Here is a 21591-nt window from a genome sequence, read left to right on the forward strand (position 1 = left end):
GTCTCCGGATTCGATTAGTTCAGGCGTGGGCCAAGGAAATCACCGAAGGCACTGAAGAAGCCTTCGAGGTCATCCCAGGGAATCATGTGTCCGGCGTTTTCGACGTGGACACTGCGAATGTTCGGTTGCAGGTCGAGGATTTCCGCTTCGTCCTCGGGCTGAATAACACCACCTCGGCCGGCGATCATCAGTAACGCCGGGGCCTGGAGTTTCGGCAGGTCCTGATGGAAGTCCACGTCGTGGAAATCGTTGAAGGCCCGCACGATTGCTGGTTCGTAGCAGGTGTGCAGCCATTCGGCGCGCAGTTGCAATTGTTCCTCGGACCAGGTGGCGCAGAAAGCGCGCATGGCCTCGGCATTCATCCCGCTCAACGACTGGCGAATCGAATCGACATACCACGGCAGTTTGCTCGGATACTCGCGCCGGCCAGGGCCGGACACCGGTGGATCGATCAGCACCAAACGGTTAACCCCGGCCGGATGCCGCACCGCGCTGCGCACGGCAAAACGGGCGCCCATGGAGTGGCCGACCAGGTTGTAGCTGTTCAGCTTCATGGCTTTGGCGAAAGCGCCGATGTCGTCGGCGCAGGCGTCAGCGCTGTAGTCCAGCTCGGGCCCGGTTGAGGAGAGGCCGCGACCGCGAACGTCCAGCACGTAAGTGTCGAAATGCTCGCCTAAGCGCTCCGCGACAAACCCCCAGGTGATCGCCGGGCTGGTGATGCCGGGAATCAGAATCAGCGCCGGACCTTTACCGCCATAGCGCAGGTAGTGCTGGCGAATGCCGTTGGCCTGGACGTTGCCGCCATGGATGAACGTACTCACGCGGCCACCCCCGATTTCAACGGCTGGGCGTACAGGTCATAGCCATAAACCCAGGCCGGATCTTCCTGAGTGCGCAGCCAGGTGTTGGCGTTGGACACGGACTGCACGCGGGAGGCGCGTTCCTTGCGATTGGCTTCATAGAGTTCGAACGCGGTGCGGTAATCGCCGAGCCCGGTTTCCTGCAGGCAACGCGTCAGCATCGCGGCGTCTTCGATGGCCATGCCGGCGCCCTGTGCCATGTGCGGCTTCATCGGGTGGCACGCGTCACCCAGCAACACCAGTCGCCCACGGCTCCACAGCGGCAACGGGTTGCGGTTGCGCAAGGGCCATTTGGTGACGCTTTCGGTGGATTCGATCAGCGCCTGGACCGTCGGGTGATACCCCTGGAACGCCTCAAACATTTCTTCGCGGCTGCTGTCGACGAACGCGCCCTGGAAATCCCATTCCGGATGCGGCACGCCGGTGACGTAGTAGTACTCGTCGCGCTTGCCGGTGGTGTAGTAGACCATCATGTGTCGGTCCTCGGTCCACCACTTGATGCAGTCTTCGAACTTCAAATCGTATTTGGCCAGTTGATCGCCACGGATCAACGCGCGATGCGCCACCCACCCGCTGTACAGCGGTTTTTCCGCGCCGAGCAACTCTTCACGGATCTTCGAATTGATGCCATCGGCGCCGATGACGATGTCGGCGTAGGTCACTTCGCCGTCACTGAAGGTCAGGCGTACCTGGCTGTCGGTTTCTTCCAGGGTTTCCAGGCGTTTGTTGAAGTGCACGGTGCCGGGTTTGATCGTCGACATCTGCAGGGCGTGCAGGTCGCCGCGGTGCACGGTGATGTAGGACGCGCCGTATTCCTTGCGAGCGAAATCTCCCAATGGGATGCGTGACAGGTAATCGCCACTCAAACCGTCACGGCTGAACCAGTGATCCGGATGTGAGCCCATCAGATCGAGCTGTTGCTCGATGCCCATGCGCCGGAAGATTTTCATGATGTTGGGGCCCATGTGAATCCCGGCGCCGAGGCGGGAGAACTCGGGTGCCTGTTCGTAGATGTCCACCTCGAACCCGGCTTGTTGCAGCAGCGTCGCAGCGGCGGCACCGCCCAGACCTGCACCGACGATGGCGATTTTTTGTGTTCTTGCCATGGGGCTTGTTCCTCTTCTTCGAATGGTCGCTGGCGGTGTCGCCGCAAGGTTTTTAAAGTGTATACGCTATAAAATTTAAAAAGAAAGGTCCGTTTGGAAAAAATAATTTTCAGGGTTATTTGTCTGTAGTCACCAAATGTAACCCGTAAATATTGAATTTGTGTGGGTTGGTAACGTTGTGGTCTGACGCTTGCAGTCAGTCTTCTTTTAGGGTCTTATCACTAATAAGTGGCGTATACGCTATAAAAATGCACTGGAGTGAGGCGGCGCGCTTCGACTTGGTGCACAACAAACGATCGAGGAGACAGGAAATGCCGGTAAGCGATTGCGAATTGACCCAGATGTTCGAGCACGTGTTGAAGCTGTCGAAAGTCGACCCGACCCAGAGCGTCGCCGTGCTCAAGAGCCATTATTCGAACCCGCGCACCGTGCGCGCCGCGATGGATGCGGCGCAGCGGCTGGGGGCCAAGGTCTACGCGGTGGAGTTGCCTTCTTTCAACCATCCGACGGCCATGGGCAATGACATGACGGCCTACTGCGGCGATACCGCGCTGACCGGCAACATCGCGGCGCAGCGGGCGCTGGAAGCGGCGGACTTGATCGTCGACACGATGATGCTGCTGCACTCACCGGAGCAGGAGCAGATCCTCAAGACCGGCACGCGAATTCTATTGGCCGTCGAACCGCCGGAAGTCCTCGCGCGGATGCTGCCGACCGAGGCCGATAAGGTGCGAGTGATGGCGGCGGAAACGCTGCTCAAGCAAGCGCGCTCGATACACGTCAAATCAAAGGCCGGCAGCGATTTCCGCGCCGCGCTGGGGCAATATCCTTCAGTCACCGAGTACGGCTTCGCTGATGAGCCGGGGCGCTGGGATCACTGGCCCAGCGGTTTTCTGTTCTCCTGGCCCAACGAAGAAACGGCTGAGGGCGTGCTGGTGCTGGATGTCGGCGACATTGTGCTGCCGTTCAAGAACTACACACGGGAGAAAATCACCCTGGAAATCGAGAAGGGCTTCATCACCTCGATCCACGGCGGTTTCGAGGCCGAATACCTGCGTGACTACATGAAGTACTTCAACGATCCAGAGGTCTACGGTATTTCCCACATTGGCTGGGGATTGCAGTCACGGGCGCAGTGGACTGCCATGGGCCTGCACGACAAAAACGATGGCATGTGCATGGATGCCCGGGCGTTCTACGGCAACTTCCTGTTCTCCACCGGACCGAATACCGAAGTTGGCGGCACCCGCAAAACCCCGTGCCACCTGGATATTCCACTGCGCCATTGCGATGTGTACCTGGATGACCAGGCGGTGGTGATCGGCGGGGACGTGGTGGCACCTGAGGCTTCGCGGGTTCGCTGAAATCAACTGTGTATGTGTTTGCTGAAACGCTGAAACCTGTAGGAGCAAGGCTTGCCCGCGATAGCGAGCTCAAGTGCGCCATCGCGGGCAAGCCTTGCTCCTACGAAAAGCGGTTAAGGTGTTTGCCCAAACCGCTCTTGAGTCCACCCGCCAACCTGTCCATCATGCCTTCCCACTACACATCGTCTTTCGAGTCTGCCGTGCCTGAAACTCCTGATTCTTCCTACGTTTTCTCCGAACAAGTCGGGCATTTGCTGCGCAAGGCCTATCAACGGCACATGGCGATTTTTCAGCAGAACGTCGGCGACTCCCAGCTCACCGCGGTGCAGTTCGTCACCCTGTGCGCCGTGCGTGATCACGGCCCCAGTTCGCTGACTGAACTGGTCAAAGCCACAGCCGTGGACCAGGCAACCATTCGCGGCATCGTCGAGCGGCTCAAGGCCCGGGAACTGATCACCCTTGAACCCGACCCGCAGGACCGACGAAAAGTCATTGTCGGGTTGTCCGAAGCCGGCGATCAACTGGTGCAGCAAACGGTGCCCTGTGCCGGGAAAATCACTGAGCTGACCATGAGTAACCTCAACCCCGCAGAGCGGGTTGCCGTGCTGTTTTTGCTGCGCAAAATGATCGACGACCCACAGGACTGATCAACGCATCAAGTCTCTGGCATCGTTTTTGCTCTCTTTTCATGTAGTAACCACTTCACCACTCGAGTGTGTCGCGACGCCACAAACTGATGTTGGCCCGCGACCTTTTCTTCGACCTTTTGGTGTAGTGGATACTTCATCAACTGAAGCGGGCGAAGCGAATGACAAGCCAGGAAATCACGGTAGCGCTTGAGGTCAACGGCCACACCACCACCGTCACCGCGATGGCGGATACGCCGTTATTGCTGATCCTGCGCAATGATCTGCAACTCAACGGCCCCAAGTACGGTTGTGGCCTGGGCGAGTGCGGCGCGTGCACGGTGATCATCGATGGCGTGGCGGCGCGCTCTTGCGTGTTTCCGCTGGCCGGCGCCGTGGACCGGCAGATCGTCACTCTCGAAGGGCTCGGCACCCGAGCCGATCCGCACCCGGTGCAGCAAGCCTTTATCGACGAACAGGCGGCGCAATGCGGCTACTGCCTCAACGGCATGATCATGACCGCCAAAGCCTTGCTCGACCGAATCCCGCACCCCAGCGAAACCCAGATCCGCAACGAACTCTCGGCCAACCTCTGCCGTTGCGGCACCCATATCGAAATCCTCCGCGCGGTGCTGCGTGCCGCCCGTCAAACGCCTTGAACGTGGATCGATGACCATGACTGACGCAATCCCTACCCGCGACCAATGGCTGGCCAAGACCGGCGTTCTGCTGATCGTCGACGACATCCTGCCGCCATCAGGCCCGGTGGCCAAAGGCGGTACGCCGCTGATCAAACCCAAGGAACTGGGGCTGTTCATCGCCATCAGCGATGACGGACGGGTGTATGCCTTCAACGGGCATGTCGACCTCGGCACCGGTATCCGCACTTCGCTGGCGCAGATCGTCGCCGAAGAACTGGACCTGCGACTGGAGCAGGTGTGCATAGTGCTGGGCGACACCGAGCGTGTGCCCAATCAGGGCGCGACTATTGCCAGCGCCACGCTGCAGATTTCCGCGATCCCGCTGCGCAATGCGGCTGCCGAGGCCCGGCGTTTTCTGCTGGAGCGGGCGGCAGAACGCTGGTCGGTGGAGGCGGGCAGTCTGAAGGTCGACGCCGGGGTGATTGTCGCAGCGGACGGACGCACCACGTCCTACACCGATCTGGTGCGCGGTGACCACGTTGAACTGCGCCTCTCAGGCACCGCGCCACTCAAGTCTGCCGAAGACTATCGGCTGGTCGGCAAGGGCGCCGCGCGGGTGGATATTCCGGCCAAGGCTACTGGCGAACTGACTTACGTCCACGACATGCGGGTGCCGGACATGCTCCACGGCCGGGTGATTCGCCCGCCCTATGCCGGGCTCGATTGCGGTGACTTCGTCGGCAACAGCTTGCTGGACGTCGATGAATCCTCCATCGCACATATCGCCGGGATCGTCGCAGTGGTGGTGATTCGTGATTTCGTCGGGGTGGTGGCGCTGCGCGAAGAGCAGGCGATCAAGGCTGCCCAGGCGTTGAAAATCACATGGAAAGCCTGGAACCATAAATTGCCGGACATGAGTAATGTCGAACAAGCCATCCGCGATAACCCGCGTGTGCAGCGTGTCGTTCTCGACCAGGGCAACGTCGACGACGCCTTGGCTGGGGCCCATCAGCGCATGCCGCGAACGTATTTGTGGCCGTATCAGATGCACGGCTCCATCGGTCCCTCCTGCGGGGTGGCGGACTATCAGCCATCGGGCACTCGCGTGTGGTCCGGTAGCCAGAATCCGCATTTGCTGCGGGCTGACCTGGCCTGGTTGCTGGAGTGCGCAGAAGAATCGATCGAGATTATTCGCATGGAAGCGTCGGGCTGTTATGGGCGTAACTGTGCCGACGATGTCTGCGCCGATGCCTTGCTGTTGTCCCGCGCCGTGGGCAAACCGGTCCGGGTGCAATTGACCCGCGAGCAAGAGCACCTGTGGGAACCCAAGGGTACCGCGCAACTGATGGACGTCGACGGCGGCTTGAACGCCGATGGCAGTGTGGCTGCTTACGATTTCCAGACCAGCTACCCGTCCAACGGCGCGCCGACCCTGGCCTTGCTGTTGACCGGGCGGGTCGAGCCGGTGGCGGCGATGTTCGAGATGGGCGATCGCACGTCGATCCCGCCTTATGACTTCGAACACATGCGCGTGACCATCAATGACATGGCGCCGATTGTCCGGGCTTCGTGGATGCGCGGGGTGTCGGCGCTGCCCAATACCTTCGCCCACGAGTCGTATATCGATGAACTCGCATTCGCGGCGGGCGTCGATCCGGTGGAATACCGGCTGCGCTATCTGCGCGACGAGCGCGCCATTGACCTGGTGAAGTCCACCGCCGAGCGCGCCGCCTGGACCCCGCGTACCGCGCCAATGCAAACCCCGAACGACGATCAGTTTCTGCGCGGTCGCGGCTTTGCCTACGCGCGCTACATCCACAGCAAGTTCCCCGGTTTTGGTGCGGCGTGGGCAGCATGGGTGGCGGACGTGGCGGTGGATCGCCAGACCGGTGATGTGTCCGTCACGCGGGTGGTGATCGGTCATGACTCGGGGATGATGATCAACCCGGCGGGTGTGCAGCATCAGATCCACGGCAATGTCATTCAATCCACCAGTCGGGTGCTTAAGGAGCGGGTGACGTTCGAGGAATCGACGGTGGCGAGCAAGGAGTGGGGCGGTTATCCGATCCTGACCTTCCCTGAAGTGCCGCAGATCGACGTCTTGATGATGCCGCGTCAGGACCAGCCGCCCATGGGCGCTGGTGAATCCGCCTCGGTGCCGAGCGCGGCAGCGATTGCCAACGCCATTTATGACGCCACCGGGATCCGGTTTCGCGAACTGCCGATTACCCCGGAACGGGTGCTGGCGGCGCTGAACGCTGGTACCTGTGACGAGCCACCGAAGTCACCGGCCAAACGCTCGAAGTGGCTGTTCGGTTCTCTGTTTGCGGCGTTCGGCGCGGTGCTCGGTATGGCCGCCACCGCGTGGCCGTTTCACGGTGAAATCGCGCCGATTGCGCCGCCAAGTGCTGGCACCTGGTCGGCGGCTACCCTTGAGCGCGGGCGTTTGCTGGCGGCCGTCGGCGATTGCGCGGTGTGCCATACCGCGCCGGGTGGCGCGACCAATGCCGGAGGTCTGGCGATGCAAACGCCGTTCGGCACGCTCTATAGCAGCAACATCACGCCCGACGTGAAGACCGGCATCGGCAGCTGGTCGTACCCGGCGTTCGAACGGGCGATGCGCGATGGCATTGGCCGCGACGGTCGCAATCTGTACCCGGCGTTTCCCTACACCGCGTTTCGCAATATCAACGATGCCGACATGCAGGCGCTGTATGCGTACCTGATGTCGCAAGCGCCAGTCAGCCAGCCGGCGACAGCCAACGACATGCGTTTTCCATTCAATCTGCGGCCGTTGATGGCGGGGTGGAATGCGTTGTTTCTGCGTAAAGGTGAAATCAGCGTGCAGCCAGAACGTAGCGAGCAATGGAATCGCGGCGCCTATCTGGTCAACGGTCTGGGGCACTGCGCGGCGTGCCATTCGCCGCGCAACCTGATGGGCGCGGAGAAGGGTGGTGCGTCGTTTTTGGCCGGAGGCATGGTCGATGGCTGGGAAGCGCCGGCGCTGAACGGTTTGTCGAAAGCGCCAACGCCATGGACGGAGAATCAGCTGTTCGACTATCTCGGTACCGGCTATTCCGACGCCCATGGCGTGGCGACCGGCCCCATGGGGCCGGTGGTCAGTGAGCTGGCGAAATTGCCCAAGACGGATATCCGGGCGATGGCGGTGTATCTGGCGTCACTCAACGGCGCGCAGGCTGAAGCGCAGGTGGTGGAGAAAGCCACTCAGCCGTCGTCGGTCGCGAGCCTGTCATTGAGCAACGGTCAGCGGGTGTTCGAAGGTTCGTGCAAGGCCTGTCACGCGGATGGCCTGGGGCCGAAACTGTTTGGTGTGAGTCCGTCTCTGGCGAGCAATACCAATGTGCACAGCGATCAACCGGACAACTTGATCAAGGTCATCCTGCAAGGCATCGACGCACCGGCCACCAAGGACCTGGGCTACATGCCCGGTTTCAAGGACAGTTTGTCCAATACGCAGGTGGCGGAACTGGCGGCGTATTTGCGTAATCGGTTTGCTTCAAATGCGCCGGGTTGGGAAGGGTTGGAACAGAAGGTTGCACATCTGCGGGCGAATCCGGGGAGCCATTAGAAGCATCGCGAGCAAGCTTTGCTTAGATCCTGTAGGAGCAAGGCTTGCCCGCGATTGGGGCCGGCACATTCACCCCGAATTCTGCTCCGGCAACCGCATCACCCCCCGCACCACCAGATCCTTGATAAACCCCAACCAATCCTGCTGCTGCCCCTTTTCCGCCAGATCCTCCCCAAGGAAGGAACTGAGGGTGTATCGGTTGGAGTTATAGAAGTAGCAAAGCGAGGCGATCATCAGATACACATGCTTGATGTCCAGGTCCTGACGAAACAATCCCTGAACCTGACCCGCCTCAATGATCGGCCGCAACACGCCGACCGCCTCTCCCGACAACCTGCGCAACTCGCTGGACTGTTGAGCGTGCTTGCCGTTGTGCAGGTTCTCGTTGCTGAGGATGGCGACGAATTCCGGGTGTTCGACGTAGTAGTTCCAGACGAACGCCACCTGATCCTGCAGGGCCAACAGCGGTGTGCTCAGGTCCAGCTTGAGCTGGCTTTCGGCTTTATTGAATTGCTCGTAGGTGTGTTCCAGCACGCAAATGAACAGCTGCTCTTTGCTGCCGAAGTAGTAATAGAGCATGCGGTCGTTGGAATCGGCCTCGCGGGAAATACTCTCCACCCGCCCCCCGGAGTAGCCGTCGCGGGTGAATACTTTCACGGCCGCTTCGAGAATCCGGGTTCGGGTTTGATGGGCCTGAGCGGCCCGGATGCCGGTTTTCTTGTTCAACGTGCGGTCAACCTTCTACCAAGCGGAGTCGCAACGAATGTAGCACGGTCCCTTCAGCGGTTCAGGCTGGCGGCTGTTTCAGTGGCCGGCGGATTTTCCATGACTTGCAGGATCGAGGCTTCCGGATCGAAGTCATCTTCTTCCAGCTCGATGAATTCCTCGGGCAGGAAGATATTCAGCACGATTGCGCACAACGCGCCGACGGTGATCGGCGATTCAAAGATGTTGTGCAGCGCCTTCGGCAACTCGCGCAGCACTTCCGGCACCGCCGCGACACCCAGGCCCATGCCGAGGGAAATCGACACGATCAGCATGTTGCGTCGATGCAGGCCGGCTTCGGCGAGGATCTTGATTCCGGCGACGGCGACGGTGCCGAACATCACCAGTTCAGCGCCACCGAGTACCGGTTTGGGCATCAGTTGCAGCACCGCGCCGATCATCGGGAACAACCCCAGCACCACCAACAAACCGGCAATGAAGAACGCCACGTAGCGGCTGGCCACGCCGGTGAGCTGAATCACGCCGTTGTTCTGGGCGAAGGTCACCATCGGCATGCTGTTGAACACGGCGGCCATGGCCGAGTTGAGGCCGTCGGCGAGCAGGCCGGACTTGATCCGGCGGATGTAGATCGGGCCTTTGACGGGCTGCCGGGAAATCATCGAGTTGGCGGTCAAGTCACCGGCGGCTTCCAGCGGCGACACCAGGAAAATCACCGCCACTGGCACAAACGCCACCCAATCGAAGTTAAAGCCGTACTTGAACGGCACCGGCACGCTCATCAGGGGGACTTCGGGCAGGCTGGCGAAATTGACGTCACCCATCAGCCAGGCCACGAGATAGCCGAGGGTCAGGCCGATGACAATCGCACCGAGGCGCAAGAACGGCACATCGACCCGGTTCAACACCACAATCGTTCCGAGCACCAGGGCCGCCAGGGCCAGATGACTCCCCGCGCCGAGGTCCGCCGCACCGAAGCCACCGGCGATGTCGGTCATGGCGACTTTGATCAGTGACAGGCCCATCAGCGTGATGATCGTGCCGGTCACCACCGGGGTGATCAGCATCCGCAATTTGCCGATGAACTGGCTCAACACTACTTCGATGAAGGCAGCGAAAAAGCACACACCGAAGATGGTCGACAGGATTTCATCGGTGCCGCCGCCCCGGGCCTTGACCATGAAACCGGCACTGAGAATCACGCTGATGAATGAGAAACTGGTGCCTTGCAGACACAGCAGGCCGGAACCGATCGGGCCGAAACGTCGTGCCTGAACAAACGTGCCCAGCCCCGAGACGAACAGCGCCATGCTGATCAGGTACGGCACTTCACTTTGCAGGCCGAGAGCGCCGCCCATGATCAGGGTCGGGGTGATGATGCCGACGAAACTGGCGAGCACGTGTTGCAGGGCGGCGAAGACGGTGGCGGTCAGGTGCGGGCGATCGTCGAGGCCGTAGATCAGGTCGGAACGGGGCCGGGGTTTTGCGTGTTCGGATGAGGTCACGAGGAATGCGCCAAGGGGGCAGGTCAAAAAATGGAGGCGCAGGATGCCAGAAACCGGCAAAAGATCAAAAGATCGCAGCCTCCGGCAGCTCCTACGCCAATCTCCTGTAGGAGCTGCCGGAGGCTGCGATCTTTTGATCTTCAGGCAAACGCTGCCAACAAATCCTCTTCAAAGGCTTTCTGCGCATCCCCCGGTACCTGGGCGCGATGTCGGGCTAGATGGAATGCCACCTCGAAACTCATATCGGCACGGCGCACGGCGCGCAGCAATCCTTTGTCTTCCCAGCTGCGGGCAAAGTGTTCGGGTAAATAACCGACATGCTTGCCAGAGAGAATGAAGGCGAGGGTGCCTTCGACCTGTTCCGAGCGCGCCGAACACATCTTCCCCTGGAAGGGCTCGTCGCTGCGCAGGAAGCGGTAAGGGTGATCGACCCGATCGCAAGCCTGTAGCGCTTGATCGTCAGGCGCATCATGGGTGAACAACGGATGGCCGGCCGCGCAATACAGGTGCTGGGTTTCGGTAAACAGTTCGCGGTAGTCAAAAGCGCTTTGCACTTGTGAGAAATAGCCGATCGCCAGGTCCAGTCGTTGTTGCAGCAGCAACCGTTCCATTTCGCCGGGCATGGCGCTGATCAACTCGATGCGTACCGATTCGTCCCGACCACGAAAGCGTCGGATCGCATCGGCCACCCGTTGCAACACGGATTGATCGAGCGCTTCGGAGAGCCCCAGACGAACCTCGCCAATCAAGCGCCCGGCCACACCATTGGATTGATGGCGGAAGGCTTCGATGGACTCGAACAGGCTGCGAGTCGCACTCAGCAGTTGCTCGCCCTTGGGCGTGATCTTGAAACCACCCTTGCCACGACTGCACAGGCGATAGCCGAGTCGGGTTTCCAGTTTGGCCATTTGCTGGCTGATGCTCGACTGGCTCAAGCCCAACTCCCCCTGAGCCGCGCTGAAACCGCCGCACTCCACCACGTTGACGAACAGGCGCAGCAGTTGCAGATCGAGATCGTGGAGTTGGCTGAGCATCAAACATTATTCCAGGATAAAGTCAGGATAATTAACTTGGTATTTTACCAATGTATCCGACGACGCATTCTGCATCCACTTCATCTGGTCAGGTGTTCCGTCATGGCTCCCATGTTCAAGCTGTGTTTACCCGCGCTGTTCCTCGCCATGGCTGTATCGGCCCAGGCCGAGGAAAAAGTCCTCAATCTCTACAGTTGGTCCGATTACGTAGCGCCTGAAACCTTGCAGCGGTTCGAGCAGGAAACCGGTATCCACGTGCGCTACGACACGTTCGATTCCTCGGAGGTGCTCGAAACCAAGTTGCTCACCGGTGGCAGCGGTTATGACGTGGTCGTGCCGTCGTCCAGTGTGCTGGCCCGTGGACTGGCCGCCGGTGCGTTGAAAGAGATTCCCCACGAAGGCCTCAAGGGTTACGCCAACCTCGATCCGGATTTGCTGGAAAAACTCGCCGCCGTCGACCCCGGCAACCGTTACGGCGTGCCCTACACCTGGGGCACCCTGGGCCTGGGGATGAATGTCGAAGCGGTGAAACAGCGCTTGCCGAATGTGCCGCTCAATAGCCTCGATTTGCTGTTCAAGCCTGAGTACGCCAGCCAATTGAAGGACTGTGGCATCGCCATTCTCGATTCGCCTCAGGAAGTGTTTGGCCTGGCGTTGCATTACCTGGGTAAAGATCCCTACAGCACCGACAAGGCCGATCTGTCAGCCGCCGAGGCGTTACTGCATCAGCTGCAGCCGAATGTGCTGTACGTCGCGACCGGTCGGCAGATCAGCGATCTGGCCAATGGGGATGTTTGCCTGGCGCTGACCTACAACGGTGACGCCAGCATGGCCGCCGACCAGGCGCGCAAGTCCAACAAACCGTTCGAAGTGGCGTACCGGATTCCGAAAGAGGGCACGCTGGTCTGGCAGGACAACCTGGCGATCCCCAAGGACGCGCCTCACCCCGAAGCGGCCCGCGCCTTTATAGAGTTCATGTTGCGCCCGGACTCCGTCGCGGCACTGACCAACACACTGTTCTTTGCCACGGCCAACCAGGCAGCAACGCCGCTGGTGGATGAGGCGGTGCGCACCGACCCGGACATTTACCCACCCGCCGACGTTCGCGGTTTGCTGTACGCCGACCGCAGCATGAGCCTCAAGGACCTGCGCCAGCGCACTCGCTTGTGGACCACTTTCCGTAGCCGCCAATAAGCCAATAACAAGGAGCACCTGATGGACGTCCCGATGCAAAACGATCAGGCCATGACCCGCGACAGCCTCTACGGCACCGCCGCCGAAAGTACCTACGCCGGAATCACCAGTTTCATGCGTCGTCGCTACAGTCGCGACTTGCGCGGCGTCGACGTAGCGGTCAGCGGTGTCCCGTTCGACACCGCCACCAGCAACCGCCCCGGTGCGCGTTTCGGACCACGGGGCATTCGTGCCGCGTCCACCGGGATTGCCTGGGAACGCCATTGGCCGTGGGCCTTCGATCCGTTCGACCATCTGGCGGTCATCGACTACGGCGATTGCGACTTCGATTACGGCACACCGCAGTCGGTGCCGGAAAGCATCGAAGCCCATGCCGAACACATTCTCAACGCCGGCAGCGCGATGCTGACGTTCGGCGGGGATCACTTCATCACGTACCCGCTGCTCAAAGCCCATGCGCGTAAACACGGTCCGCTGTCGTTGATCCACTTCGACGCCCACAGCGACACCTGGCCGGACGAAGACGGCAAGCGCGTCGATCACGGCACGATGTTCTGGCACGCGGCCAAGGAAGGGTTGGTGGATCCGTCGCGTTCGGTGCAGATCGGCTTGCGCACCACCAATGACGATCACCAGGGCTTTCAAGTGCTGGATGCGCGGCAAGTGCATCGACGCGGTATTGATGCGATTGTCGAGGCCATTCGGGCGCGGGTCGGTGATCACCCGGTGTACCTGACGTTCGACATTGATTGCCTTGATCCGGCCTTCGCTCCAGGCACCGGAACGCCGGTGTGCGGTGGCCTGAGCACGGTGCAGGCGCTGGAAATCCTGGGTGGCTTGCGCGGGATCAATCTGGTGGGGATGGACGTCGTGGAAGTGGCGCCGGCCTACGACAGTGCGGACATTACCTCACTGGCGGCGGCGACGTTGGCGATGGAAATGCTGTGCCTCTATGCCGCGAAGCATAAGGTCGATCGGTAATACGCCATCGCGGGCAAGCCTTGCTCCTACAGGATTGTTGTCGAACACAAAGTGTGTGAACGCCACAAAACCTGTAGGAGCAAGGCTTGCCCGCGATGCTTTTTCAGGCAACCGGGATTTTTGGTAGATCCAACGTCTCAGTCCCGGTAAATCGCGCCATCGACCCGGCAATGGATTCATGGGGCACGCCCATCGCCACACCACTGACCCCATCAAGTCGCGACAACTGATCAGCACTCAATTGCACATTCAACGCCCCCAGCGTCGCATCCAATTGCTCACGGGTGCGCGAGCCGAGAATCGGAATCAGCGCCGTGGTCGAACGCTTGGCTTTTTCCCGCAGCCAGGCTACGGCCACGTGCGTCGGGCTGGCGCCCAGTTCTGCGGCGACGGCCAGCAAAGTGTCGAGCAGGGCGGTTTCACGGGCGCTTTTCTCGGCATGAATCAGCACGCCGAGTTTGGCGGCGCGGTTGTCGCCATCGTTGGTGCGGTACTTGCCGGTGAGGAACCCGCCACCCAACGGTGACCATAACGTAGCGGCCAGGCCCAAGGCTTCGGCCATCGGCAGTTGTTCACGTTCGGCGGTGCGTTCGGCGAGGCTGTATTCCACCTGAATCGCCGCAATCGGTGAGAACCCGCGAACCTCGGCCAGCAAATCGGCCCGAGCGATGCGCCACGCCGGGAAGTTCGACAGCCCGGCGTAATGAATCTTGCCGGCGCGCACCAGGTCGTCGAAACCGCGCAGGATTTCTTCCATGGGCGTCACGCCATCGCTCATGTGGGCCCAGAACAGGTCGATGTGGTCGGTGTTGAGTCGTTTCAGGCTTTCTTCCACGGCGCGAACCATGTTCTTGCGGTTGTTGCCGGTGTGGGAAATGCCCGCAGCCGGTGTAGTCCCCAAGGTGTATTTGGTGGCGATGACCAGGCGATCCCGTTCCGCTGCGATGAACTCGCCGAGCATGGCTTCCGACTGGCCCGCCTGATAGCCGTTGGCAGTGTCGATGAAATTGCCGCCGGCCTCCAGGTAGCCATCAAAGATACGTTTGGCTTCGTCGCGCTCGGCGCCATGACCCCAACCGGTGCCGAAGTTACCGGCGCCCAGCGCCAGTTCCGAGACCCGCAAGCCGGTTTTGCGGCCGAAGACTTTGTAATGCATAGGATGACTCCTGAAGGAAAAGACGTTGGGGTCGAATATAAATGTCTAGCGACATGTATTTAATATGATGCGAGTAATATTTACCGTCAAGGCGCTTTTCCGCTCACAAGAGAAAGGCCGACCACCGGCCTGATTGCTACTGCCACTTTCTGACAGAGTCCTCTGCTAAGCTCCGACAACTTTTACGGACAGAGCCTGCCGATCGTGTCGCGTACCACTCGTTTATTGACCTTGTTGCAAGTGCTGCGCGGCAAAAGTCGTCCGGTGACCGCGGCAACACTTGCCGGCGAATTGGAGATTTCTGAACGCACGCTGTACCGCGACATCGCCGAACTCACCGCCCTTGGCGCGCCAATCTATGGCGAAGCGGGGATCGGCTACGTGCTGCGCAGCGGTTTGTTTCTGCCGCCGCTGATGCTCAACGCCGATGAAACCGAAGCCATCGTGCTGGGGTTGCGCTATGTGGATCAGCGTGGGGATGAGGTGTTGAGCAAGGCTGCGGCGGATGCGCTGGCCAAGATTGCGGCGGTATTGGCGCCGGAAGCGCTGGACGCGTTACGCAACCCGACGGTGTTGCCGGGCCCGCCCGGCTATGGCTTTGCGCCCAACGCCGTGCCACTGAATGTATTTCGCCAGGCCATCCGCGATCAGGCCAAGCTGCACATCGATTACGCGGACGCCAACCAGGTGCCGAGTCAGCGGCTGATCTGGCCGCTGGCCCTGGGGTTTCTGAACGAGGTGCGAATCATCGTCGCCTGGTGTGAATTGCGCAGCGCCTATCGCACCTTTCGCACTGACCGGATCTCGGCAGCGAACGAGCAGGGCGAGCGTTATCCGGGGCGGCGCAGCGACCTGTTGCGCACCTGGCGCAAACAGATGCAACTGGACGAAGCAGGGCGCTTCACTCCTGACAAGAACTGACACAGGCTTGTTTTAGCATGGCTCCAGAATCAACAAACAAGGAGCCGTAACCATGTCCAATCCCGCCTCTTCACTGGCACCCGCCATCGCCGCCTACATTGCAGCCGCCAATGCCCGCGACACCTCACGGGTGGCCAGTTTTTTCGCTGAGGATGCCAACGTGTTCGATGAAGGCCAGCACCAGGTCGGCACCCAGGCCATCGCGCAATGGATGCAAGACACCGCCCAGCGTTACCAGCCACGGGTTGAAGTGCTCGACGTGCAACTGCGCACCGGCAAGGTGCTGGTGCATAACCTGATCTCCGGAACGTTTCCCGGCAGCCCTCTGGAATTGCGCTACATGTTTCGCCTGAATGAACAGGGCAAGATCGCCCGACTAGACATCTCTCTCTAATCGACAACGAGATCCCCTGTGGCGAGGGGATTTATCCCCGTCCGGCTGCGAAGCAGTCGTAAAACCTGAATGCACGATCTATCTGATGCAACGCGTTGTTTGAATTCACGACTGCTTCGCAGCCGGACGGGGATAAATCCCCTCGCCACAACGCAACTGCTACATGGACGTATACTGCCGCGCATGAATGTCGACTCCCCCTTAAGCGCCTGGCAACAGGCCATCGAACAGAAGGGCTTCGTCCAGGACGAAGCCCAGGAACATGCCGTGTGGGCGCTGCAGAAATGCTATGAGGCGCTGCATGAAGGGCGCACGCCGATCACTGGCGTGTACCTCTGGGGTCCGGTCGGGCGCGGCAAGACCTGGTTGATGGACCAGTTTTACCAAAGCCTGAAGGTCCCGGCCCGGCGCCAGCATTTCCACCACTTTATGGGCTGGGTGCATCAGCGTTCGTTTCAACTGACCGGCACCGCCGACCCGTTGAAGGCGCTGGCTCGCGAACTGAGCGAGGAAGTGCGGGTCCTGTGCTTTGACGAATTGTTCGTCAACGACATTGGCGACGCGATCATTCTCGGGCGTTTGTTTCAGGTGATGTTCGAGCAGGGTGTGGTGGTGGTCTGCACCTCCAATCAGCCGCCGGACCAGCTGTACGCCGATGGCTTCAACCGCGACCGGTTCGTGCCCGCCATCGAGGCCATCAAGAAACATATGCAGGTGATTGCGGTGGATGGCGGCGAAGATCATCGCCTGCACCCAGGCAAAGGTTTGCAACGTTACTGGGTGGCGGCACCGGGGCAACCCAGCGCTCTGGGAGAAGTGTTCAAGGCACTGACCGTCGGCCAGTCGGTGTCCAGTGACCCGATCAAGGTGGGCTACCGCTCACTCAATGTCGTGCAGGCCAGTCCAACCGTACTCTGGACTCGTTACGCCGACCTCTGTGAACAGCCGTTTGCCGCCATGGATTTCATCGCCCTGTGCGACACCTTCAGCGCTATTCTGTTGAGTGACGTGCCCAACCTCAGCGCGCAAAAGCGCGAAGGGCGCATCGCCCGAGGCACTGAAGACGGCGTCGAGCGGGTGGTGGCGGGCGATCGCGAGCTGCCGCAACTGTCGGTGCATGACGACGGTGTACGGCGTTTCATCGCCCTGGTGGACGAGTGCTACGACCGCAAGGTGCCGCTGTGCCTCGAAGCGCAGGTACCCATGGAATCGTTGTACACCGAGGGTTATCTGGAGTTTCCGTTCCGCCGCACCCTAAGCCGTTTACAGGAAATGCAGCTGCAACGTTTCGCTGAAGCTTGAACAAGGAGCCGCGAACATGAATCAGCCTCTGTCGCACCATTTGCTGACCATGGCCTATCAAAACGCCTGGGCCAATCATCGCCTTGCCAAGGCCTGGAGCCAGTTGAGCCCGGCCGATCTGGTGGCGCCGCGGGTCAGCTTCTTTCCCAGTCTGCGCGCTACCCTCAATCACATCCTGACCTGCGACTGGTTTTACGTGGATGCGCTGGAGCGGGAGTTGCGCGGCGATGACCCGCATCCCGAGTGCTACGTGTTTTTCAACCTGGATGAGCCGTTTACACAAGCGGTAGACCTCAAGCGCGAACAAGCGCTGGTGGACAGTCGACTAATCGCCTACTGCGAGCAAATGCGCGACGCAGACCTCGGGAAGATCGTGACCATCGCCCGGGACACGCCGCAACATGACAGCCGCTTGCGCCTGCTGTCCCATTTGTTCGAGCACCAGATTCATCATCGCGGGCAGGTTCACGCCATGCTCAGCGGCACCTCGGTCAAACCACCGCAACTGGACGAGTTTTTCTGCGCCGGTGAGTCAGGCTTGAGGGCTGAGGATTTTGCCGAGCTGGGGTGGACCGAGGCGCTGATCTGGGGCGCTTGAACGAAAAATTACAGCAGGATCCGGTTGTCGACACGGCTGTGCTCGCGATATTGTCGGGTGGCCTTTCAGAGCGAGATGCACTGGGGCAACTTAATGTGTGAACGAGGGTGGAAATGGAATCCGCAGAAATTCTTGTGCTTCAGGCCAGTTACACCAATCCGGTGCATGCCGAGGCTATTGGGCTGGTGCTGAATGCTTACGCCGAAGACCCGATGGGTGGCGGCCACTCGTTGCCCGCTGACTTGTTGAAGCAACTGCCGGCGGAACTGGCCAAACGTCCCCACGCGTTCAGCGTTCTGGCGTTTGTCGGTGGCGAGCCGGCCGGGCTGGTCAATTGCTTTGAGGGCTTCTCGACTTTCGCCTGTCGGCCGTTGGTCAACGTGCACGATGTGTGTGTGGTGTCGAAATTTCGTGGCTTGGGGTTGAGCCAGAAGATGCTGCAAAAAGTCGAGGACATCGCTCGCCAGCGCGGTTGCTGCAAAATCACGCTGGAGGTGCTGGAAGGTAATGCAGTCGCCCAGGCGTCCTATGGCAAGTTCGGTTTTGCTGCAGGCATGTTCGATCCGGCGCACGGTCGGATGTTGTTCTGGACCAAGGCGCTTTAAGGTAATACGAGCAATGAAAAAGGGCGTCCATCAGGACGCCCTTTGTCGTTACGGTTTGTAGTGCTCTGTCACTTGCGCGGTTTGATCATTTGGAACCCGGAGTTCATTGCTCTGGGTAACTTGGCCCTGGGCCTGTTGTTGGCTGAACCGCAGGCTCTCAAAGTAGTACCGCATGCGTTCAGCGCCACCTTCGGCGAATGCCGCGGTTGAACTGATCAGCATCAGGCCGGCGAGGATCATGGTTGTACGTTTCATGGTGTGCCCCACTACGAGTTGTCGGGTCCTTTCGTCCATGAAGCAATGTCGAAGAGACATTATCCGCCGATTCCGTCATATGGGAATTACCTGCGTCTAGAGCTTCCAGTCCAGGCTCAGGGTCACCGTGCGCGGGTCACCCCAAAACACACCGTTATAGAACCCGACGTTGTCGTAATACTTCTTGTCGAACAGGTTATCGACGTTCAGCGAGGCGGACAGGTGCTTGTCGAACTCATACCGCGACATCAGCTTGACCACGGTGTAGGCCTCTTGCCGGATGTTGCTCCTTTCGGTGATTACCGCACCGTTGGCACTTCGTCCCACCGGGCGGCTGGCGGCGCGGAACACATCGCTCTGCCAGTTCACCGCGCCACCCACGGTCAGGGCCTGCCAGTCGCCGGGCAGACGATAGGCCGTGGAGAGCCGGAACATATTCAGCGGCTGGTTGGTATTGGCGCGTTTCTTTTCGCCATTGACCGAGTGGGTGTAGGTGTAACCGGCCGTCATGTTCCAGCCGGCCATGACCTCGCCCGCGACCTCGGCTTCGAAGCCCTGAACCTTGTTGCCTTTACCGCCTGACTTGAAGAACTCCTCACCGGTCACCGGGTCCGGTGGCACCGAATCGTCGAGTTCGGCAACGTTGTCCTGTTTGCTCCAGAACAGCGCGGTGGCGAGGTTCAGACGTTCTTCAAGCAAGCTGCCCTTGAGCCCCAGTTCATAGTTACTGCCCACCACCGGTTCGAGGTATTTGCGATGGCTGTCGCGGTTGTCTTGCGGCTTGAAGATGTCGGTGTAGCTGACGTACGCGGTGTATTCGGGGGTGAGGTCGTAGAGGAGCCCGGCGTAGGGCGTCCACATGTCGTTGTGTTCCTGGCTGCTGGCATCGACGCTGCTCAGTTGCAGGTTGTTGTCGTACTTGTTGGTCTTGCTCGACACCTTCCAGCTGCCATAACGACTGCCGAGTACGGCGTGCAGGTCATCCGTCAGGCTCAGGCGAGTGGCCAGGTAACCGGCCTTCTGGCGGGTACTGTCTTTTGAACCTGAAAGGCGGGTGACCGTGTCGGGAAACTTGGCGATGTCGCCCATGTACTTCCAGTCGCGGATGTTTTCGTAATCCGCCGCCCTCGGGCCGTCCACCATGTAGGGGGAATCTTCCCGGCGCTCGGCCTCGCCGTAGCCGATCATCATTTCGTGTTCCTTTCCGAACAGCGAGTAAGGGCCTGCCACGTTGAAGTCATAAGCCTTCATTTTTTGCGTACTGAGCATGTGGCTGACGTTGGCGCTCATGCCACTGCGATCAGCTTCAGGGAACCCTCCGCCGCCGTAGTAGATCTTGCCATCGGTGTCGCTCTCGCGATGGGTGTAGGCGGCCTTGGCGTGCCACCCGGCACCCAATTGGTGTTCCAGCGTGGCGAACGCGGTTTTGTCCTTGAGCGGCCAGGAACTCCAGGAAGTGGCCATGTTGGTCGAGCGTCCGAGGTTGGCCTTGCCACCGTCGGCGTTCCAGTACGGCACCGTGCCCCAGGACGTGCCCTGGACGTGTTTGTTCTGATAGTCGTAACCCACGGCCAACACGGTGTCATCGGTCAGGTCGGCTTCGAGAATCCCGTAACCGACTTCCCGTTGTTGCTGGTACTTGTCGCGGAACGAATCGCTGTCGCGATAGGCCAGCACGCTGCGTCCGCGCAGGCGGCCGTCGAACGCCAGCGGGCCGCTGACATCCAGATAACTGTAGTAGTCGTCATAACTGCCGCCGCTGACACCGGTCTGGACTTGCCACTGCGACGTCGGCCGTTTACGCACCATGTTGATGGTGGCGGAAGGGTCGCCCGCGCCAGTGGTCAGGCCCGTTGCACCGCGAACCACTTCGATGCGGTCGTAGATGATGGTGTCGGAATCGGACTTCATGAAGCTGAAGGTGTTCAGCATGCCATCGATCTGGAAATTGGTGATCGAGTAACCCCGGGACGAATAGCTGACCCGGTCTGAATCGTTGTGCTGAACCACCACGCCGGTGGTCTGGCTCATGGCTTCGGACAGCGTGCCGAGCTTGAAATCGTCCATTTGCTGGCGCGTGACCACGGACACCGATTGCGGCGTTTCCTTGATCGACAGGTTCAAACGCGTCGCAGTGCTCATGGCGCCCGTGGTGTACGACTCGGTGTTTTCGGTGGTGCTGCCCAAGCCTTGGGCGGTGACATGGGTGGCGCCCAGTTCGAGGGTGCGGCCGGGCTCTTTCTCAGAGCCGGTTTCAGCCAGCAAGTCGGGGCACAGGGCGGCACTGCACAGGCCCAGGGTAAAAGTCATGGAACGGGTGATAGGCGCGAACATCGCAGCCGACTCCTTGTCTTCGAGGGAAAAATTCCGTTTGTTCAAAGACGAAGGGGAGGGGCAGGATTTAGCCGTAAACGAGAATAATTATTATCTTCGCGAGTGCCGGGTTTGTTCAAAAGGGGGGGATAGCAGGTCGGAAACAGCAGTGGGCTGTTTCCGAATCAAGCGAGGGGATCAGGCGTGAGGCACACGGTGAGTGACGGGCAAAGGCTGGGCCTGATTGCTTTGTGTCAACAAGCGCAATTGCGCGAGCTCCTGCTTCAACTGGTCACGCTCGTCTTTCAACTGGCGTAATTCATCGCGACGGATCGTGACGTAAAGGGTTTGTGCTGGCCGTGCTGCTTGTACTGTGCCCATTGCTCACCTCGCAAATGGCTGCCTCAACTGTAAACCTGCCCCC

The 21591-nt window shown here is 60.1% G+C and carries 20 protein-coding genes; 11 read left to right on the plus strand and 9 right to left on the minus strand.

The genetic code is table 11. The annotated features are described in order from the left end of the window. Window positions 1-14 precede the first annotated feature (14 nt). Together PMI27_RS23035 and PMI27_RS23030 are read right to left on the minus strand one after the other, a co-directional pair. Window positions 15-821, minus strand: a complete 807-nt coding sequence (locus PMI27_RS23035; RefSeq protein ID WP_008149893.1) for an alpha/beta fold hydrolase — start codon at window positions 819-821, stop codon at window positions 15-17. Next, complete coding sequence (locus PMI27_RS23030; RefSeq protein WP_008149895.1) at window positions 818-1966, minus strand: FAD-dependent monooxygenase; 1149 nt, start codon at window positions 1964-1966, stop codon at window positions 818-820. The genes PMI27_RS23035 and PMI27_RS23030 overlap by 4 nt, the downstream gene beginning before the upstream one ends. Window positions 1967-2277: 311 nt before the next feature. On the opposite strand from PMI27_RS23030, the gene PMI27_RS23025 reads away from it, so the two are divergent. From PMI27_RS23025 to PMI27_RS23010, 4 genes are all read left to right on the plus strand, one after another. Next, entirely contained in the window at window positions 2278-3330 is a 1053-nt protein-coding gene (locus PMI27_RS23025; protein WP_008149897.1) for a 2,5-dihydroxypyridine 5,6-dioxygenase, read from the plus strand. Window positions 3331-3494: 164 nt separating this feature from the next. After that, window positions 3495-3977 (plus strand): MarR family winged helix-turn-helix transcriptional regulator, encoded by a 483-nt coding sequence (locus tag PMI27_RS23020; RefSeq protein WP_050595021.1) that lies wholly within the window; start codon window positions 3495-3497, stop codon window positions 3975-3977. 161 nt (window positions 3978-4138) lie between these two features. Continuing rightward, window positions 4139-4615: a (2Fe-2S)-binding protein gene (locus PMI27_RS23015; protein WP_008149902.1), complete on the plus strand. Its 477-nt coding sequence runs from the start codon at window positions 4139-4141 to the stop codon at window positions 4613-4615. A 16-nt stretch (window positions 4616-4631) separates the two neighbouring features. Beyond that, complete coding sequence (locus tag PMI27_RS23010) at window positions 4632-8186, plus strand: molybdopterin cofactor-binding domain-containing protein (RefSeq protein ID WP_008149904.1); 3555 nt, start codon at window positions 4632-4634, stop codon at window positions 8184-8186. Between the two features lie 69 nt (window positions 8187-8255). On the opposite strand, the gene PMI27_RS23005 is transcribed toward PMI27_RS23010, so the two are convergent. The 3 genes from PMI27_RS23005 to PMI27_RS22995 all read right to left on the minus strand — a co-directional run bounded on the left by PMI27_RS23005 (window position 8256) and on the right by PMI27_RS22995 (window position 11448). After that, window positions 8256-8912 (minus strand): TetR/AcrR family transcriptional regulator, encoded by a 657-nt coding sequence (locus tag PMI27_RS23005; RefSeq protein ID WP_008149906.1) that lies wholly within the window; start codon window positions 8910-8912, stop codon window positions 8256-8258. Between the two features lie 53 nt (window positions 8913-8965). Beyond that, window positions 8966-10414: a nucleobase:cation symporter-2 family protein gene (locus tag PMI27_RS23000; RefSeq protein WP_008149907.1), complete on the minus strand. Its 1449-nt coding sequence runs from the start codon at window positions 10412-10414 to the stop codon at window positions 8966-8968. Window positions 10415-10554: 140 nt separating this feature from the next. Beyond that, entirely contained in the window at window positions 10555-11448 is an 894-nt protein-coding gene (locus PMI27_RS22995; protein ID WP_008149908.1) for a LysR family transcriptional regulator, read from the minus strand. 102 nt (window positions 11449-11550) lie between these two features. On the opposite strand from PMI27_RS22995, the gene PMI27_RS22990 reads away from it, so the two are divergent. Next, the gene (locus PMI27_RS22990) at window positions 11551-12642 is read left to right on the plus strand and encodes a polyamine ABC transporter substrate-binding protein (protein ID WP_008149910.1); all 1092 of its coding nucleotides are present in this window, start codon (window positions 11551-11553) and stop codon (window positions 12640-12642) included. A 21-nt stretch (window positions 12643-12663) separates the two neighbouring features. Next, window positions 12664-13623, plus strand: a complete 960-nt coding sequence (speB, locus tag PMI27_RS22985; RefSeq protein ID WP_008149911.1) for an agmatinase — start codon at window positions 12664-12666, stop codon at window positions 13621-13623. 103 nt (window positions 13624-13726) lie between these two features. On the opposite strand, the gene PMI27_RS22980 is transcribed toward speB, so the two are convergent. Beyond that, window positions 13727-14779 carry an aldo/keto reductase gene (locus PMI27_RS22980; protein WP_008149912.1) on the minus strand — a complete coding sequence of 351 codons (1053 nt, stop codon included), beginning with the start codon at window positions 14777-14779 and terminating at the stop codon, window positions 13727-13729. Between the two features lie 204 nt (window positions 14780-14983). Here PMI27_RS22980 and PMI27_RS22975 point away from each other — a divergent pair, with 204 nt between their 5' ends. From PMI27_RS22975 to PMI27_RS22955, 5 genes are all read left to right on the plus strand, one after another. Then, a complete protein-coding gene (locus PMI27_RS22975) occupies window positions 14984-15700 on the plus strand; it encodes a helix-turn-helix transcriptional regulator (RefSeq protein WP_008149913.1) in 717 nt (238 codons plus the stop codon). Window positions 15701-15752: 52 nt separating this feature from the next. Next, the gene (locus PMI27_RS22970) at window positions 15753-16094 is read left to right on the plus strand and encodes a nuclear transport factor 2 family protein (RefSeq protein ID WP_007897370.1); all 342 of its coding nucleotides are present in this window, start codon (window positions 15753-15755) and stop codon (window positions 16092-16094) included. A 183-nt stretch (window positions 16095-16277) separates the two neighbouring features. Then, window positions 16278-17396, plus strand: a complete 1119-nt coding sequence (gene zapE / locus PMI27_RS22965) for a cell division protein ZapE (protein ID WP_008149914.1) — start codon at window positions 16278-16280, stop codon at window positions 17394-17396. 16 nt (window positions 17397-17412) lie between these two features. Continuing rightward, complete coding sequence (locus PMI27_RS22960; protein ID WP_008149915.1) at window positions 17413-17994, plus strand: DinB family protein; 582 nt, start codon at window positions 17413-17415, stop codon at window positions 17992-17994. A gap of 113 nt (window positions 17995-18107) precedes the next feature. Then, window positions 18108-18599: a GNAT family N-acetyltransferase gene (locus PMI27_RS22955; RefSeq protein ID WP_008149916.1), complete on the plus strand. Its 492-nt coding sequence runs from the start codon at window positions 18108-18110 to the stop codon at window positions 18597-18599. Between the two features lie 48 nt (window positions 18600-18647). Here the strand turns inward: PMI27_RS22955 and PMI27_RS0229205 are convergent, their stop codons facing one another. From PMI27_RS0229205 to PMI27_RS22945, 3 genes are all read right to left on the minus strand, one after another. Continuing rightward, window positions 18648-18854, minus strand: coding sequence for a hypothetical protein (locus PMI27_RS0229205; RefSeq protein WP_033053089.1), 207 nt, complete (start codon window positions 18852-18854; stop codon window positions 18648-18650). 96 nt (window positions 18855-18950) lie between these two features. After that, window positions 18951-21188, minus strand: a complete 2238-nt coding sequence (locus tag PMI27_RS22950) for a TonB-dependent siderophore receptor (protein WP_008149919.1) — start codon at window positions 21186-21188, stop codon at window positions 18951-18953. A gap of 177 nt (window positions 21189-21365) precedes the next feature. After that, on the minus strand, window positions 21366-21548 hold the full coding sequence (locus PMI27_RS22945; protein WP_008149922.1) for a DUF6026 family protein: 183 nt from the start codon (window positions 21546-21548) through the stop codon (window positions 21366-21368). Window positions 21549-21591 lie beyond the last annotated feature (43 nt).

It is taken from the genome of Pseudomonas sp. GM41(2012), assembly GCF_000282315.2.
Lineage (GTDB): Bacteria > Pseudomonadota > Gammaproteobacteria > Pseudomonadales > Pseudomonadaceae > Aquipseudomonas.